This window comes from Flavobacterium sp. AG291 (assembly GCF_003350375.1).
In the GTDB taxonomy this organism is placed as follows: Bacteria; Bacteroidota; Bacteroidia; order Flavobacteriales; family Flavobacteriaceae; genus Flavobacterium; species Flavobacterium suzhouense.
In genome coordinates, this window is sequence record NZ_QQAR01000006.1 from 16,356 (window position 1) to 30,762 (window position 14,407).

General features: G+C 39.2%; 18 protein-coding genes and 3 tRNA genes. 14 read left to right on the forward strand and 7 right to left on the reverse strand.

Annotated features, from left to right (window positions below):
- The first annotated feature begins 160 nt into the window (after positions 1 to 160).
- From DEU42_RS07935 to DEU42_RS07945, 3 genes are all read left to right on the forward strand, one after another.
- Positions 161 to 1,009 (forward strand): transketolase, encoded by an 849-nt coding sequence (locus tag DEU42_RS07935; RefSeq protein ID WP_114757765.1) that lies wholly within the window; start codon positions 161 to 163, stop codon positions 1,007 to 1,009.
- 125 nt (positions 1,010 to 1,134) lie between these two features.
- Positions 1,135 to 2,094: a transketolase family protein gene (locus DEU42_RS07940; protein ID WP_114757766.1), complete on the forward strand. Its 960-nt coding sequence runs from the start codon at positions 1,135 to 1,137 to the stop codon at positions 2,092 to 2,094.
- Between the two features lie 170 nt (positions 2,095 to 2,264).
- Positions 2,265 to 2,501: a hypothetical protein gene (locus DEU42_RS07945; RefSeq protein ID WP_114757767.1), complete on the forward strand. Its 237-nt coding sequence runs from the start codon at positions 2,265 to 2,267 to the stop codon at positions 2,499 to 2,501.
- A gap of 418 nt (positions 2,502 to 2,919) precedes the next feature.
- On the opposite strand, the gene DEU42_RS07950 is transcribed toward DEU42_RS07945, so the two are convergent.
- Positions 2,920 to 3,912, reverse strand: coding sequence for a hypothetical protein (locus tag DEU42_RS07950; RefSeq protein ID WP_114757768.1), 993 nt, complete (start codon positions 3,910 to 3,912; stop codon positions 2,920 to 2,922).
- Positions 3,913 to 4,012: 100 nt separating this feature from the next.
- Here DEU42_RS07950 and DEU42_RS07955 point away from each other — a divergent pair, with 100 nt between their 5' ends.
- Complete coding sequence (locus DEU42_RS07955) at positions 4,013 to 4,405, forward strand: RNA-binding S4 domain-containing protein (RefSeq protein ID WP_114757769.1); 393 nt, start codon at positions 4,013 to 4,015, stop codon at positions 4,403 to 4,405.
- Positions 4,406 to 4,457: 52 nt separating this feature from the next.
- Positions 4,458 to 4,958 (forward strand): phosphoribosyltransferase family protein, encoded by a 501-nt coding sequence (locus DEU42_RS07960; protein WP_114757770.1) that lies wholly within the window; start codon positions 4,458 to 4,460, stop codon positions 4,956 to 4,958.
- Here the strand turns inward: DEU42_RS07960 and DEU42_RS07965 are convergent.
- The gene (locus DEU42_RS07965; RefSeq protein ID WP_199509070.1) at positions 4,955 to 5,470 is read right to left on the reverse strand and encodes a shikimate kinase; all 516 of its coding nucleotides are present in this window, start codon (positions 5,468 to 5,470) and stop codon (positions 4,955 to 4,957) included. The two genes, DEU42_RS07960 and DEU42_RS07965, sit on opposite strands and share 4 nt — an antisense overlap.
- Positions 5,471 to 5,698: 228 nt before the next feature.
- Here DEU42_RS07965 and DEU42_RS07970 point away from each other — a divergent pair.
- The 3 genes from DEU42_RS07970 to DEU42_RS07980 all read left to right on the forward strand — a co-directional run bounded on the left by DEU42_RS07970 (position 5,699) and on the right by DEU42_RS07980 (position 6,008).
- A tRNA-Lys gene (locus tag DEU42_RS07970) sits at positions 5,699 to 5,771 on the forward strand.
- Between the two features lie 35 nt (positions 5,772 to 5,806).
- A tRNA-Lys gene (locus DEU42_RS07975) sits at positions 5,807 to 5,879 on the forward strand.
- A gap of 46 nt (positions 5,880 to 5,925) precedes the next feature.
- Positions 5,926 to 6,008, forward strand: a tRNA-Leu gene (locus tag DEU42_RS07980).
- A 229-nt stretch (positions 6,009 to 6,237) separates the two neighbouring features.
- On the opposite strand, the gene DEU42_RS07985 is transcribed toward DEU42_RS07980, so the two are convergent.
- Entirely contained in the window at positions 6,238 to 6,663 is a 426-nt protein-coding gene (locus DEU42_RS07985) for a VOC family protein (protein WP_114757772.1), read from the reverse strand.
- A 233-nt stretch (positions 6,664 to 6,896) separates the two neighbouring features.
- Here DEU42_RS07985 and DEU42_RS07990 point away from each other — a divergent pair, with 233 nt between their 5' ends.
- Positions 6,897 to 7,469: a dihydrofolate reductase family protein gene (locus DEU42_RS07990; RefSeq protein WP_114757773.1), complete on the forward strand. Its 573-nt coding sequence runs from the start codon at positions 6,897 to 6,899 to the stop codon at positions 7,467 to 7,469.
- Positions 7,470 to 7,535: 66 nt separating this feature from the next.
- Here DEU42_RS07990 and DEU42_RS07995 read toward each other — a convergent pair whose 3' ends face one another.
- Entirely contained in the window at positions 7,536 to 8,456 is a 921-nt protein-coding gene (locus DEU42_RS07995) for a helix-turn-helix domain-containing protein (protein ID WP_114757774.1), read from the reverse strand.
- Positions 8,457 to 8,522: 66 nt separating this feature from the next.
- Positions 8,523 to 9,365, reverse strand: coding sequence for an SDR family NAD(P)-dependent oxidoreductase (locus tag DEU42_RS08000; RefSeq protein ID WP_114757775.1), 843 nt, complete (start codon positions 9,363 to 9,365; stop codon positions 8,523 to 8,525).
- Between the two features lie 238 nt (positions 9,366 to 9,603).
- Between DEU42_RS08000 and DEU42_RS08005 the strand changes: the two genes are divergently transcribed.
- Positions 9,604 to 10,182 carry a PhnA domain-containing protein gene (locus DEU42_RS08005; RefSeq protein WP_114757776.1) on the forward strand — a complete coding sequence of 193 codons (579 nt, stop codon included), beginning with the start codon at positions 9,604 to 9,606 and terminating at the stop codon, positions 10,180 to 10,182.
- A 62-nt stretch (positions 10,183 to 10,244) separates the two neighbouring features.
- Here DEU42_RS08005 and DEU42_RS08010 read toward each other — a convergent pair whose 3' ends face one another.
- Together DEU42_RS08010 and DEU42_RS08015 are read right to left on the reverse strand one after the other, a co-directional pair.
- On the reverse strand, positions 10,245 to 10,751 hold the full coding sequence (locus DEU42_RS08010) for a GNAT family N-acetyltransferase (protein WP_114757936.1): 507 nt from the start codon (positions 10,749 to 10,751) through the stop codon (positions 10,245 to 10,247).
- A gap of 105 nt (positions 10,752 to 10,856) precedes the next feature.
- Complete coding sequence (locus tag DEU42_RS08015) at positions 10,857 to 11,600, reverse strand: SDR family oxidoreductase (protein WP_114757777.1); 744 nt, start codon at positions 11,598 to 11,600, stop codon at positions 10,857 to 10,859.
- A gap of 102 nt (positions 11,601 to 11,702) precedes the next feature.
- On the opposite strand from DEU42_RS08015, the gene DEU42_RS08020 reads away from it, so the two are divergent.
- The 4 genes from DEU42_RS08020 (at position 11,703) to DEU42_RS08035 (ending at position 14,375) form a co-directional block, all read left to right on the forward strand.
- Entirely contained in the window at positions 11,703 to 12,056 is a 354-nt protein-coding gene (locus tag DEU42_RS08020) for a winged helix-turn-helix transcriptional regulator (RefSeq protein ID WP_114757778.1), read from the forward strand.
- A gap of 104 nt (positions 12,057 to 12,160) precedes the next feature.
- Complete coding sequence (locus tag DEU42_RS08025) at positions 12,161 to 12,661, forward strand: hypothetical protein (RefSeq protein WP_114757779.1); 501 nt, start codon at positions 12,161 to 12,163, stop codon at positions 12,659 to 12,661.
- A 41-nt stretch (positions 12,662 to 12,702) separates the two neighbouring features.
- The gene (locus tag DEU42_RS08030; protein WP_114757780.1) at positions 12,703 to 13,299 is read left to right on the forward strand and encodes a Crp/Fnr family transcriptional regulator; all 597 of its coding nucleotides are present in this window, start codon (positions 12,703 to 12,705) and stop codon (positions 13,297 to 13,299) included.
- Between the two features lie 104 nt (positions 13,300 to 13,403).
- The gene (locus DEU42_RS08035; RefSeq protein WP_114757781.1) at positions 13,404 to 14,375 is read left to right on the forward strand and encodes an aldo/keto reductase; all 972 of its coding nucleotides are present in this window, start codon (positions 13,404 to 13,406) and stop codon (positions 14,373 to 14,375) included.
- Positions 14,376 to 14,407 lie beyond the last annotated feature (32 nt).

Below are 14,407 nucleotides of genomic sequence, written 5' to 3' on the forward strand. Positions count from 1 at the left end.
TTTATAAAAAAACTGAGATATTCCCGTAAAAATCATTGTTTTACGGGAATATTTTTATTTATAAACACCTCTTTCATAACTTTTTGGAAATGTGGAATGTACAGCTTCCTAAATCGAAATATCTGATTATCTTTGCACCAGTTTAACTTTAACAGATAAAATGAAGCCTAATACACAACAACTTAACGATTTAACGATTCAGGTAAGAAGGGATATCCTTCGTATGGTGCATGCGGTAAACTCAGGTCACCCTGGAGGATCGCTTGGCTGTACAGAATTTTTAGTAGCCCTTTACCAGGTTATTATGGACCGTAAAGAAGGATTTGACATGGACGGTATCGGCGAAGATGTATTCTTCCTTTCAAACGGACACATCTCACCTGTATTCTACAGCGTTCTTGCACGCAGCGGATACTTCCCGGTATCTGAGCTTGCAACTTTCCGTCACATCAACTCAAGGCTTCAGGGCCACCCAACTACTCACGAAGGGCTTCCGGGTGTACGTATGGCTTCAGGATCTCTTGGACAGGGAATGAGCGTAGCCGTGGGTGCTGCTCAGGCTAAAAAACTTAACGGAGACAACCACCTTGTATACAGCCTTCACGGTGATGGTGAACTTCAGGAAGGTCAAAACTGGGAAGCTATGATGTATGCTTCTGCTTATAAAGTAGACAACTATATCGCTACAATCGACCTTAACGGTAAACAAATTGATGGTTCTACAGACGAAGTACTTAACATGGGAAGCATCAGTGCAAAATTTGTTGCTTTTGGATGGGAAGTAGTAGAAATTCAACAAGGTAATAACATCGAGGCTATCCTTGCAGGTATGGCAGATGCTAAATCAAGAACAGGCAAAGGAAGACCGGTATGTGTGCTTCTTCATACTGAAATGGGTAATGGTGTAGACTTTATGATGCATACGCACGCATGGCACGGTAAAGCGCCAAATGATGAGCAGCTTCAAAAAGCGTTTGACCAGAATGCAGTAACCCTTGGTGATTATTAATAGATTTTAGATTTGAGATATTAGATTTGAGGCCATAGATAATAGATTATAGACCTGAGAACTTTTCTCAATACTAAAATCCAGCTTCTCAATACTAAAATCTCACTACTCAATACTCGAAAAAGATGAAAAAATATACAAATACAGGAAGTAAAGATACCCGTTCTGGTTTTGGTGCGGGACTAACTGAACTTGGAAAAACAAATGAAAATGTAGTTGCCCTTTGTGCTGACCTTATCGGGTCGCTTAAAATGGACGACTTTAAAGCAAACCACCCTGAGCGTTTCTTTCAGGTAGGTATCGCTGAAGCTAACATGATTGGTATGGCTGCAGGTCTTACCATTGGCGGAAAGATTCCTTTTACAGGTACTTTCGCTAACTTCTCTACAGGAAGGGTATATGACCAGATCCGTCAGTCGGTTGCTTACTCAGACAAAAACGTAAAAATTTGTGCTTCTCACGCTGGTCTTACACTAGGTGAAGATGGTGCAACTCACCAGATACTTGAAGACATAGGTTTGATGAAAATGCTTCCGGGCATGACAGTAATCAACACTTGTGATTACAACCAGACAAAAGCGGCGACCATCGCTATCGCTGAGCACCACGGACCTGTTTACCTGCGTTTCGGACGTCCATCAGTACCAAACTTCACTTCTGAAACAGGAGAGGATTTTGTTATCGGAAAAGCAATGATGCTTAACGAAGGTACTGATGTAACTATCGTAGCTACAGGACACCTTGTATGGGAAGCTCTTGTTGCTGCTGAGGCTCTTGAGGCTAAAGGCATCTCTGCAGAGGTTATCAACATCCACACGATCAAACCACTTGATGAAGAGGCTATCCTTAAATCAGTAGGTAAAACAGGATGTATTGTAACTGCTGAAGAGCACAACATCCTTGGCGGACTTGGAGAAAGCGTTGCACGTGTGCTTTCGCTTAACAATCCTGCTCCACAGGAGTTCGTAGCGGTTAATGACAGCTTTGGAGAATCAGGAACACCTGCACAGCTTATGGAAAAATATAAGCTAAATAATGGTGCTATCGTTGAAGCTGCTGAAAAAGCAATAAGCAGAAAGAAATAATTTTCTTTTACTAATATAAAGAATCCCGTTCGAAAGAGCGGGATTTTTTTGTTACCTGGCTTTCGCCCACAACCACAAACTTAATCTGCATAACATTACCTTAATGATTACGTAATTTTAAAAGCTGCGGCCGGTGTTATATTTGTGCCCCAATTTTTAAAATTATACTAATGAACGAGAAATTAATCGAGGTTTTTACAATTTTTATAACATCTGAAGATAAAGTAAAAGCCGAAGAAAACTTTAACCTTCTCATAAGTTACTTCACAGCAATAAACAAAGACACTACTCATTTTGCCAGATTAAAATATACTTTTTTCAATTACGACCCCTTTGAGATTATAGGAATTAAATCTGCCCTGAGGCTCGAATTTGAAAACCTAAGCGGAATAAAGCTACCACTGTAGGTATTTTAAGAAAAAACACGCATGAAAATTCAATATTTAAACTAAAAACAAATATTAACTTTAAGTAAAGCCTAATATCACTGTGTTATCAAAATTTTACCACTACGCATTTCACCTGATTATTCATGCATTTCGTCGTTTTAAGCTTTTTTCTGACTAATATTTTTCCTTTATTTGAGTAACCAAAAACAGAAGATTAATTTAGCTAAATCCCCCTTACTATGAAAACACTACTAAAACACTACTACACAGCACTTGTTCTTGTTCTTTTCCTGTCTGATTTTTGCCAGGCATAAATAAACGACAATATTAGGATTTGGATAATCCGACTAAAATCCAAACACTGAAACATATAAAATAAAAAATCCCATCAGCCTCAACGACTGATGGGATTTTTCATTTATAGCTTTTCACTACCCTAATTGGCAACTCCGCCTCTACAGGTATCATCCATATATTTAGGAACCGGTATCTCCCTGGTGCTGTTAGGACATCTGAATTCTTCTTTAACGGTACCGTTTTCATCCAGCATTTCGTCATAAGTATAATATTGGTTTGTGCTTGGTAAACCATTTATTACTTTTCTTATCTCATCTTTAGTAAGAAATCCATCACCATCATCATCAACATCGGCATAGTTAGGAACACCATCACCATCGGTATCACTAAATACAACCGGTATTTTTTTCCATTCACCGGTTTCATCATCCTTACCCCATTCAAACTCATCCTTATTCAATATCCCGTCTCCATCAATATCGGTATAAGTAACATCAAAAAGCTGGAACGAAAATACCAGGCAAGAATAAGCAGGTATACTGGCTCTTGAACCATTAAAATAAGCTAAGCCTGAAGGTAAAAATACCGCTCCCGCTCCATAATCTGTAAAAGACGCCGGCTCACCACCGTTACCTTCTATATATGTTCCTGAATTGAAGAACGGAAAAATATCCTGCCAGCCTGAAATCGTTTCACTTAACGAGAAATTTGTTCCTCCAACTACCGGAGCAATATCAAATTGGGTTCCATCAAGCAATGTACCTCTATAGTTAACATTAACATCATCAACACCTGATGGAGCATCTCCAACGCCCTGACGGAAAGTAAGATAATAAATAGTATAATCTATACTGTTTCTTGTAACAACAGTGCTCTTTAAAGGATATGTAGTATTATCCCATATTGAAGGCTCGGTAACTCCGTCAGTAATTTCAGGAAAAGTTGCCTGATAATTAGTTTCGTCAAGAACGATATAATGTGTCTTCAGGAACTTAACTATACTATCGGTATCAGCAGCATTCTGAACTCCATAATCTCTTGGAGGAGTCGCAGTAACATCGTCGTCATTTCCACATGAAGCAAAAATGGCAATAAACGCTATAAGGCTGAAGGCCTTTAAAAATCTCTTCATCGTAATTTTTTTTAATGGGCGCAAGATACAATTTTCATTTGGAACCCGTTTAGAATTCTTATTTTTGTAATGCTAATAACAGCGATTTTTACGAATTAGTATGAGGATTGACAAATATTTATGGTGTGTTCGCTACTATAAAACACGTAGCATTGCAACACAAGCCATACAAAAAGGACATGTAACTGTAAATGGCCAGCAGGCAAAGGCATCACGCGATGTTTTCCCTGGAGATAAAGTCACTGTACGTCGTGACCAGATAAACTATATACTCCAGGTGTTAGACATTCCTGCAAATCGTGTGGGTCCCAAACTGGTAGACATTTACCGCAAGGACGAAACCCCGGCAGAGGCATTTGAGCATCTGGAACTACTTAAACTTTCCAAAGCGCATTACCGCGCTACAGGAACCGGAAGGCCTACTAAAAAAGACCGCCGTGATCTTGACGAATACGGTATGGATTTTAACGACGACGAATTTGACAACGAATAAAATCCGTAAAGGAAGCCAACAGTTTTTTTATCTTTGATACAAATTATTCCCTATAATGAAAAACATCATCCTTACACAACAGGAAATAGACCATAAAACAAGACGTATTGCTTACCAGATATACGAAACCTTCCCCGATGACACCGAAGTTGTTATTGCAGGAATTTCAGCCAATGGTTATTTGTTTGCACAAAAGCTTGCCGCTGAAGTAGAAAAGATATCGGAGATAAAAGCTACACTTTGTGAGGTAAAAATAAACAAGCAGCAACCGCTTGACCCGATTGAGACCTCGCTTAAACCTGAAGAATATGCAAATAAAAGCCTGATACTTGTTGATGATGTACTAAACAGCGGTACTACCCTGATATATGGTGTGAGACATTTTCTTAATGTTCCGCTTAAGAAATTCAAGACAGCAGTACTTGTAGACCGTAATCACAAACAATACCCGGTTAAAGCTGACTTTAAAGGATTATCACTTTCTACATCATTACGCGAAAACGTTCAGGTAGTTTTAGGCACCAACGAACAATACGCTTATCTGGAAGACTAAATAAGCTTCATAATCTCGTTTACAACCTCATCCGGCGATTTACCGTCGGTAGCCACCACATGCTTTGCCTGATGGTAATAATAACTGCGCTCAAAAAGGTGCTGCCCTATGAACTCGTCGAGTTCTTCCTCTTTAAGGGCATCTAACAGCGGACGCTGACCTTTTTGGGCTTTAAGGCGGTTTACAATCTCTCCAATTCCCGTTTTAAGATATACCGACACAACATCGTCACGCTGCATTACCAAATGATTATTGGCATATACAGGTGTTCCGCCCCCTAAACTTAAAACGAAGCTCTCAGATTCATTTACTATAGTAGTTAGGGTTTGGTGTTCCAGTTTACGGAATTTGATCTCTCCGTCCTCTTCAAATAACTTCGAAATGGTCTTTCCGGTATTTTTTTCTATTACCTCATCAAGGTCGATATAGTTTAAATTGGCTTTTTTTGACAAAAGTTTTGCTGTTGTCGTTTTGCCGGAAGCCATATATCCACACAAAATCACTTTTTTCATACTGCAATTTTAATTACTTTTTTTGTGAGAAGCCCTTATTTCATTCAAAATAATGCTCAATTATAAGTTACGGTTAAAATGAAGTAAAATTTTCTTTCGCAATAAGCCCCTATAAATAAAGGCGTTAAAAAAAATAATGAAAAAAATCGCAAATTTCTCGCAGAAACGCTTTGAATAATGAAATAATGATGCGTATATTTGCACCCGCATTCAGGGAATGAAATAACAGACTCGGTAGCTCAGCTGGTAGAGCACATCACTTTTAATGATGGGGTCCTGGGTTCGAATCCCAGCCGGGTCACAAATAAGACCTGATTTTATTTTCTGAAATGCAATGACTCGGTAGCTCAGCTGGTAGAGCACATCACTTTTAATGATGGGGTCCTGGGTTCGAATCCCAGCCGGGTCACAAAAAGTTAAGCTTACGCTTAACTTTTTTTGTTTATACTACCTTTGGCCACGTGGAGGAATTGGTAGACTCGCCATCTTGAGGGGGTGGTGCTCACAAGGCGTATGGGTTCGAGTCCCATCGTGGTCACGAATAAATAAAAACCGCTATAAAAATACTGAGCTTGCTCAAAGCATTTTTATAGCGGTTTTTATTTTCAAAGCGGAGCTTTGTGGGAAGCCGCGTAGCGGAAACCCATTTGTGATATGGTGAATATCTCTTAATCCCAAACCTCATCAAGTATCTCATGTTAAGCGGAGCTTTGTGGGAAGCCGCAAAGCGGAATCCCATTCGTTATTGGGAGTATAACCTTAAACTATTATTTCCCCGGTATAAAATCAACCATCCACTCAATACCGTATTTATCCCTGAACATCCCAAAGTAAGAACCCCACGGACTGTCTCCAATAGGAAATTCTACACTACCCCCGGCTGAAAGGCCATTGAATAATTTATCGGCCTCTTCTTTACTCGCTGCGCTAATCGCAATTTTACTCCTGTTCTCATTTTCATTTACTTTCCCCAAAGATGCAGGGACATCATTTCCCAACAGCAGGTTGCCACCAATAGGCAGGGCGATATGCATAATTTTGTTTTCGTCTTCCGTTGGCACCGGAAATTCAGGACCGGCCAAATCTTTCAGGCGAATAACATTTGTAAACGCTCCGCCAAATACTGATTTGTAAAATGTAAACGCTTCTTCGGCATTACCGTTGAAGTTAATATGAGGATTGATTATTGCCATTACTTTTGTTTTTAAGTTTCTCAAATGTAGCCATTAACCACTAAATAACTAAGGTACAAAAGAGCCAAAAAAGAGGGGCATTTACGTCATCGAACTGTATTGCGAAATACGATGAAAGGTTTGTAAATTAAATTTTTGTCCTATTCTCCCCTCCCGCTTGTCTTTAATGCACATTTATGTAATAATTCATATAACATATCTTTGAGTCATTACAAAAACAACAAACGAACATTATGAGACAAATAATTTCATTTATGCACATATCCCTTGACGGCTTTGTTGCCGGACCAAATGGCGAGATGGACTGGATAAAAGTTGACGACGAAATCTTTAATCATGTAGAGAAAAGAATATGTCAGGGAGACACCGCGTTATACGGACGTACAACTTACCAGATGATGGAAGCCTACTGGCCTACCGCAGCAGACAAACCAAATGCTTCACAACATGACATTGAACATTCGGCGTGGTATAAAAACGCACACAAGATAGTATTGTCAAATACGCTTAACGAAAAGGATTTTACCAATACAACCATCATAAACGATAATCTTGTTAATAGTATAAATGAAATTAAACAGCTGTCCGGCTCTGAAATACTGCTTTTTGGGAGTCCGGCAGCAACCCACTCATTACTTAATCTAAACCTGATTGACGGTTTTTGGCTTTTTGTAAATCCTATCGTTTTAGGAAAAGGCATTCCATTATTTACAGAAGGACAAAACAAGATGCCTTTAAAACTATTATCTAGCCAACAGTTTTCTTCGGGAGTAACAGAACTGAATTATATAACCGACAAAAAATAATATCACTAGCTCAACAGCTTATCATAGTCATAAAAAAACCGCTACACAACAGTAGCGGTTTTTTTATTAATTAAAACTCCTCCTGAACTCTACAGGAGAAAGACTGGTTTTAGTTTTAAACAACTTACTGAACGATTGCGGATGCTCAAAACCGAGGCTATAAGCAATTTCACTAACAGAAAGACTTGTTACTGACAGTTGCTCTTTCGCCTTTTCTATAAGCTTATTATGGATATGTTGCTGGGCATTTTGTCCGGTAAGAGAACGCAGCATATCACTAAGATAGCTTGGAGATATATGTAACCTGCCTGCAAGACACTGTACTGTGGGTATCCCCTTATTAGCAGACTGTTCTTCACCAAAGTATTCATCCAGTATCTCTTCAAGGTTTTGAAGCAAATCGTTGCTTACCGCTTTGCGGGTAATAAACTGACGTCGGTAAAAACGGTTGGCATAATTAAGCAAGAGTTCAATTTGTGAGATAATAACATCCTGACTAAAATCGTCGAGACGGCTATTTAACTCCTCTTCTATAATCTCAAAAATAGAAATTATAACTGCCTTTTCTTTGTCTGACAAGTGCAATGCCTCATTAGCCGAATAGGAGAAAAAACCATATTGCTTAATCTTTTTTGCTAAAGGGTAAGTGAGTAAAAAATCGGGATGTATAAGCAAAGTATACTGCGAACATACGCCACCATGATCTTCGTCTTTCCCAATTATCTGACCGGGTGCTGCAAAAAGGAGTCCACCCTCATCAAAGTCGTAGTAATGCTGTCCGTATTTTATGCGACCGCTCAGGCGGGGCTTATAGGATATCTTATAAAAGTTAAGCACATGCGACTGCGGAACATAACGCTCCACCACCTGAGTACTTTCTGCGCCAAGTATAGTTATAAGCGGATGATTAGGCTCCGGCAGGCCAAAAGTCCTCGCTGCTTCGGTTAGCGAAGTAAAATTATACGGCAGGTTCTCTTCTTTTTTCATTTCCTCAAAATTTATATAAAGATAACCGATAATCAGCAGACTACCGGTTATCCCTCATTGTTTTAATTAGCCCTGTGCAGCGATAGCCACATCTTCCCAGGCTTCCCATTCGGCCATACGCTCAGCATAGGCACCTTTTACCCAAGACAGGTTATTACTACCCAAAGACAAACGCAATGGAGGGTTTTCTGAATCTACCGCAGCAAATAATCCTGCCGGAGTAGCATCGGGGTTACCACGCTCTAGGTTTTGCAGGTTTTGGAAGAAGTTGTTTTTAAAATCTTCATAAACCTCCATTCCCGGCGCAAACTTAAGCGACTCCTGACTGCCAAATTCTGTAGCATAAGCACCCGGTTCGATAATGGTTACTTTAATACCAAAGTCTTTAACCTCTATTGAAAGGCTTTCGTGTATTGCTTCAAAGGCCCATTTAGACGAGGCATAGTAGCCAATAACCGGAAGTGTTACATGTCCCAGATTACTTGATGTTCCCAGTATATGACCATACCCCTGCTCTCTTAGTATAGGCAAAGCAGCCTGTATAACAGCAACTGCACCAAAAATATTAGTATCATACATCGCCTTTACATCCTCGGCACTGGCTTCTTCAATTGTACCTACCAATGAATAACCCGCGTTGTTAAGCACTACATCAAGCCTGCCGAAATGAGCATGCGCTTTTTGTACCGCTTCTTTTGCCTGAGCAGCATTGGTAACATCAAGTTCCAGCGTAAGTACGTTATCGCCAAACTGTTCATTAAGCATAGCAATGCTTTTAAGATTACGTGCCGTAGCAACTACTTTATCACCGCGTTTTAACGCTGCTTCTGTCCACACACGGCCAAACCCACGTGATGCTCCTGTAATAAACCAAACTTTTGTACTATCTGTTGTTTTTTGATCTGACATAATTTATATGTTTTTAAAATTGATAGTACAAAGTTCGGCAGGTAGCGTATTATAGATGTAGCCAAATTGAGTAGAAACTTAGCCGAAATGAGGAACTTGTTTTTATGAAGGTCTTTTTCATTTCAAATAACATTTCACCAAAATAAAAAAAAATAAGATTATTCCTTTAATCAGGTATTTAAACCATAACCATTCCCCCTATTTCTGTACCTTTGCAGCCTAATACAACGATCATCAAATGAAATTAGAAGACGCAATAAAACAAAGAAGCGGAAATACATGTGAATTAAGCGGTACTACAGATAACCTTGTAATATATGAAGTACCACCAGCGCAAAATACGGGTGCTGACGGCTCTATACTTATCAGCGAAAAATGCCTGAACCAGATAGACAAAAAAGAAGAGCTTGACAGTAAGTTCTGGCAGGGCGTACTTCCTACATCTATGTGGAGTGAGGTTCCTGCTGTACAGGTAGTTTCATGGCGTATGCTGAACCGTTTCCGTAACGAAAGCTGGGCAGCCGATGCGCTTGACATGATGTACCTTGATGATGAGAACCTGGAATGGGCTAAAGCTACCGGAGACCATACCGGCGACGGAGAAGTGCAATTGCACAAAGACAGTAACGGTAATATCCTTCAGAATGGCGATACCGTTACGCTTATTAAAGATCTTGATGTAAAAGGTTCAACGCTGAATGCTAAAATTGGTACAGCAGTACGAAATATTCGTCTTGTTCACGACAACCACGAACAAATTGAAGGGAAAATAGAAGGACAGCAAATTGTTATCCTTACTAAATATGTAAAGAAGTAATCTTTATTTATAATTATAAAGAAAAACCCGGAAATTTCCGGGTTTCTTGTTTTTTATCTGGATTATTCCAATACTTTCTCATAGGCTCTTCTGGCACTGCCCCTGAAAAAAACTTCACCACAGTATACATAACCCAGCTTTTCGAATATCTTCATCATGGCAGGATTGTCAAAATTGGTATCAGCTTTTATACTGTGGATGTTATTATCTAAAGCATAGCTTTCTATATGTTTTAAGATTTGAGCCGACAAGCCCTGCCCTATATAATCCGAAGAAACAGCAACCCTGTGCACCACTACAAAATCATCATTAGTAATCCATTTGCCTTCAATGCCGGTATAAGCGGGTTCGTCATTAATTAACACAGCACTGTAGCCAATAATTTTATCCCCATCGGTCAGCACAAAGCCAACGCCTTTCTCTATATCATTTTGTATAACATCAGGATTAGGATACCCATCCTGCCATTGTTTACTACCATCTTCTTTACGCCTGTCTATTGCCTGTTGTAATATGTCCCATATTTGGGAAGCATCTTCAGGCTGCGCTTTTCTAAAATTGTATTCCATAGGCGTAAATTTAGAAAACATATCGTGATTACAGACCTTATTATATACAAAAGCAGAAACACCTTATGATGTTTCTGCCCTTTTTAAATTAAAAGCTTTCTGATATTATTTCATTGCATAACGGGTATAACCACCATCGGCAACTATGTCAGCTCCGGTAATAAAGCTCGCCGCATCGGAAGCAAGGAACAATACCGTTTTAGCAATTTCGTCAGCCTCACCTAGTCTTTGCAGCCCCGTCGCAGAAGCAAGGTATTCTTTAGCCTCAGCTGTCGCAACAGATTCCAAACCCGGTGTTTGTATAGGGCCCGGACTCACCATGTTTACGCGGATCTTTCTGTCTACAAGTTCGTTTGCTGCAATATGTGCAATCTTGTTTATTGCACCTTTCGTTGCAGAATAAATACTTGTACCTATGTTTGCCGCAGTTGCCACTACCGATGATGTAATTATTACCGATGCTCCTTCAGAAAGATGAGGAATGAATTTTTGCAGCGTAAAGAAATGCCCTTTTACATTAGTATTAAACTGCGCATCAAATTCTTCTTCAGTTACCTGATCTATCGGACCGAAAGTTGCTATCGCTGCATTAAGGAAAAGTACATCAACCTTGTTACCTGTTTCAGCGATTGCTTTTTCAAGAATAGCAATATCTGCTAGTTTAGATGTATCAGAAACAACTGTTTTTAACCTTGAATTATTGATCTCCGCTGCTGCTTTTTCCAGGTTAGCTGAAGATCTACCGGTAATCCATACGTTTGCTCCTTCGTTAATAAATGCCTTTGCGGTGGCAAAACCTATTCCCGTTGTTCCACCTGTTATAACTACGTTTTTATTATTAAAGCTCATTGTAAATATTTTATTGTTACACTGCAAAATTAGGCTACTTTAGTTTATTTAAGTAACTTTGTTACAAAAAGTAACAGTAACATTTGAGAAACCTAGTAACCTATGAGTAACAACCCTTGTAATCCGGCCCACACAAAAGAGATAATGGCAATTCATGATACAATGGATGTATTGAACGGCAAATGGAAAATATCCATAATCTCTTCTATCTGCTATTACAACCAAAGAAGATTTTCGGATATACTGAATGATGTAAACGGTATTTCTAACAAAATGCTGAGCAAAGAACTGAAGGAACTGGAGATGAATAAGCTTGTAAAGCGCACAGTACTCGATACTCAGCCTATAACGGTGCAATATCAGTTAACAGAATACGGACTTACGCTCAGGACTATAATTAACGACCTTGCTGAATGGGGACTAAAACACCGTCAGCTTATTACACAGGATATGTAATTTGTCAAAACCGGTATTAGCTATATAAACCAAAAAAATTATAGTAAATTAACTTAAGTGAATTTCCCATATTTAATTGTTGTGAAAATTTGCAATAAAAAAATATGGGACTTTCAAACTTAGGTATTTTTCACACAGTTATCGGTATACTTGCCATTGTTGCCGCATTAATATCATTCATTAATTTCGGAAAGATCAGTTTAAGTAAACTATCCGGTAAAATCTATTTTTATGCCACGGTAGTTACATCATTAACAGCTTTAGGCTTTACCAAACACGGAGCGTTTAATCCGGGGCATATTTTTTCCCTGTTCATCGTTGTACTGGTAGTAATAGCTTTTATCCTTCATTTAAAGAAGAAAGGAAACACAAAAGTACGCTTTTTCGAGAACTTCTTATTGTCATTTAGTTTCTTCCTGTCGCTTGTACCGACAGTAAACGAGACCCTGACGCGTGTTCCATTGGGTCATCCTCTCGCAAAAGACCCTACTGCCCCCATAATACAGCAGGTGTTACTTATATTTTTTGTACTGTTTATTGCCGGATCGGTTTTCCAGTTTATCAAACAAAGAAAGCTTAACAGAAGCCTTTCTGAAACAAATTAATTTCTACTTTTATCGCAAAGCGAAAATGCAGAATATTAAAAATGAGTACTGATTCGACAGCGATTTTAAACAGCGTATTAACATCATTTGCGGCGCTAACGGAAAACGATATTTCCGTTAGCGCCTCTTTATGGCGCAGGCGCGAAATACATAAAGGCGACTTTTACAACAAACAGAACATCGTCTGTAAAGATTTGGGCATTGTTGTAAAAGGCATCTTCAGGGTATATTATTATGATGAGAAAACGGATGAAGAGAAAAATATGTTCTTTTTCTCCGAAGGACAATTCATTGTATCCTTCCGTAGCTTTCTTTACCAATATCCATGCGTATATTACATTGAGGCACTTGAAGATGCTGAAGTGGTGTATTTGCCTTATGACGATTTGCAAAATCTGTATGCAAACCATAAACCCTGGGAACGCTTTGGCAGGATACTGGCAGAACATTTCTTCAATCAGTCACAAGGGCGTTCTGAAGAGTTGTTGTTCTTTAGCCACGAAAAGCGTTACCAAAACCTTTTAGTGCAGCATCCTAACATAGTACAGCGTGTACCCTCCTTTCACATAGCTTCATACCTTGGCATTAAAAACCAATCTTTAAGCCGCATCAAAAAAAGATTACTTGATAATAAATAGATTTTTCTGTGAGCCGTACAGACAACTAAATTGAGCTGTGCACGAAAACAGCAACGCTGCATTATGCTGAACTTTGCAATGTTAATCATCAATAAAAATTAATAATGACAACAATAAAAAAGATTCAGCTTGGCAACAATGGCCCCCTAGTATCTAAACTGGGATTAGGCTGTATGCGTATGTCCTCTGTATGGGGTGGCGCTCAAAATGACGAAAACGAAAGCATTGCTACCATTCAGCAGGCATTGGATAACGGTATCAACTTTTTAAACACTGGAGATTTTTACGGAAGCGGTCACAACGAAATGCTGGTAGGCAAAGCCATAAAAGGACGCAGGGATGATGCTTTCATCAGCGTTAAATTTGGGGCTATATTTTACAACGGACAATGGATTGGCCTTGACCTTCGCCCGGTGGCTATCAAAAACTTTATTAATTACTCTCTTACCCGTTTAGGTATAGACACCATCGACCTGTATCAGCCTTGCCGTATGGATGGCAGTGTGCCTTTAGAGGATATAATCGGAACAATCTCTGATTTGATAAAAGAAGGTAAAGTACGCCACCTTGGTGTTTCGGAAATCACTCCAGAGCAACTTCGCAAGGCAAACAGCATACATCCTATATCGGCTTTAGAGATAGGTTATTCATTAGCTGACCGCCAGATAGAGACTGATCTGTTGCCTACAGCAAAAGAACTCGGTATAGGCGTAGTAGCATTTGCCAATACTGCAGAAGGACTGTTAACCGGAAACATGAAAGCTCCTCTAGCCGAAAATGACTACCAAAATCATTTTTCACGCTTTCAGGGAGAGAACCTGATAAAAAACCTTGAAAAGGTAGAAGTACTTAAAGCCATTGCTAACGAAAAAGGATTCACTCCAACTCAATTAGCTATTGCATGGGTTAATGCTCAGGGTGACCACATCATGCCATTGGTAAGTATGAGCAAAAGGTCAAGGCTTCCGGAAAATATGAAAGCTATGGAAATTACATTTACTCCTGAAGAAATGAATGCACTAAACACCAATTTTGCAGTTGGATCTATACTTGGTGGCACATATCTTCAGCGATAAGAATTTAGTATATTTACCTAATGACAAATCCC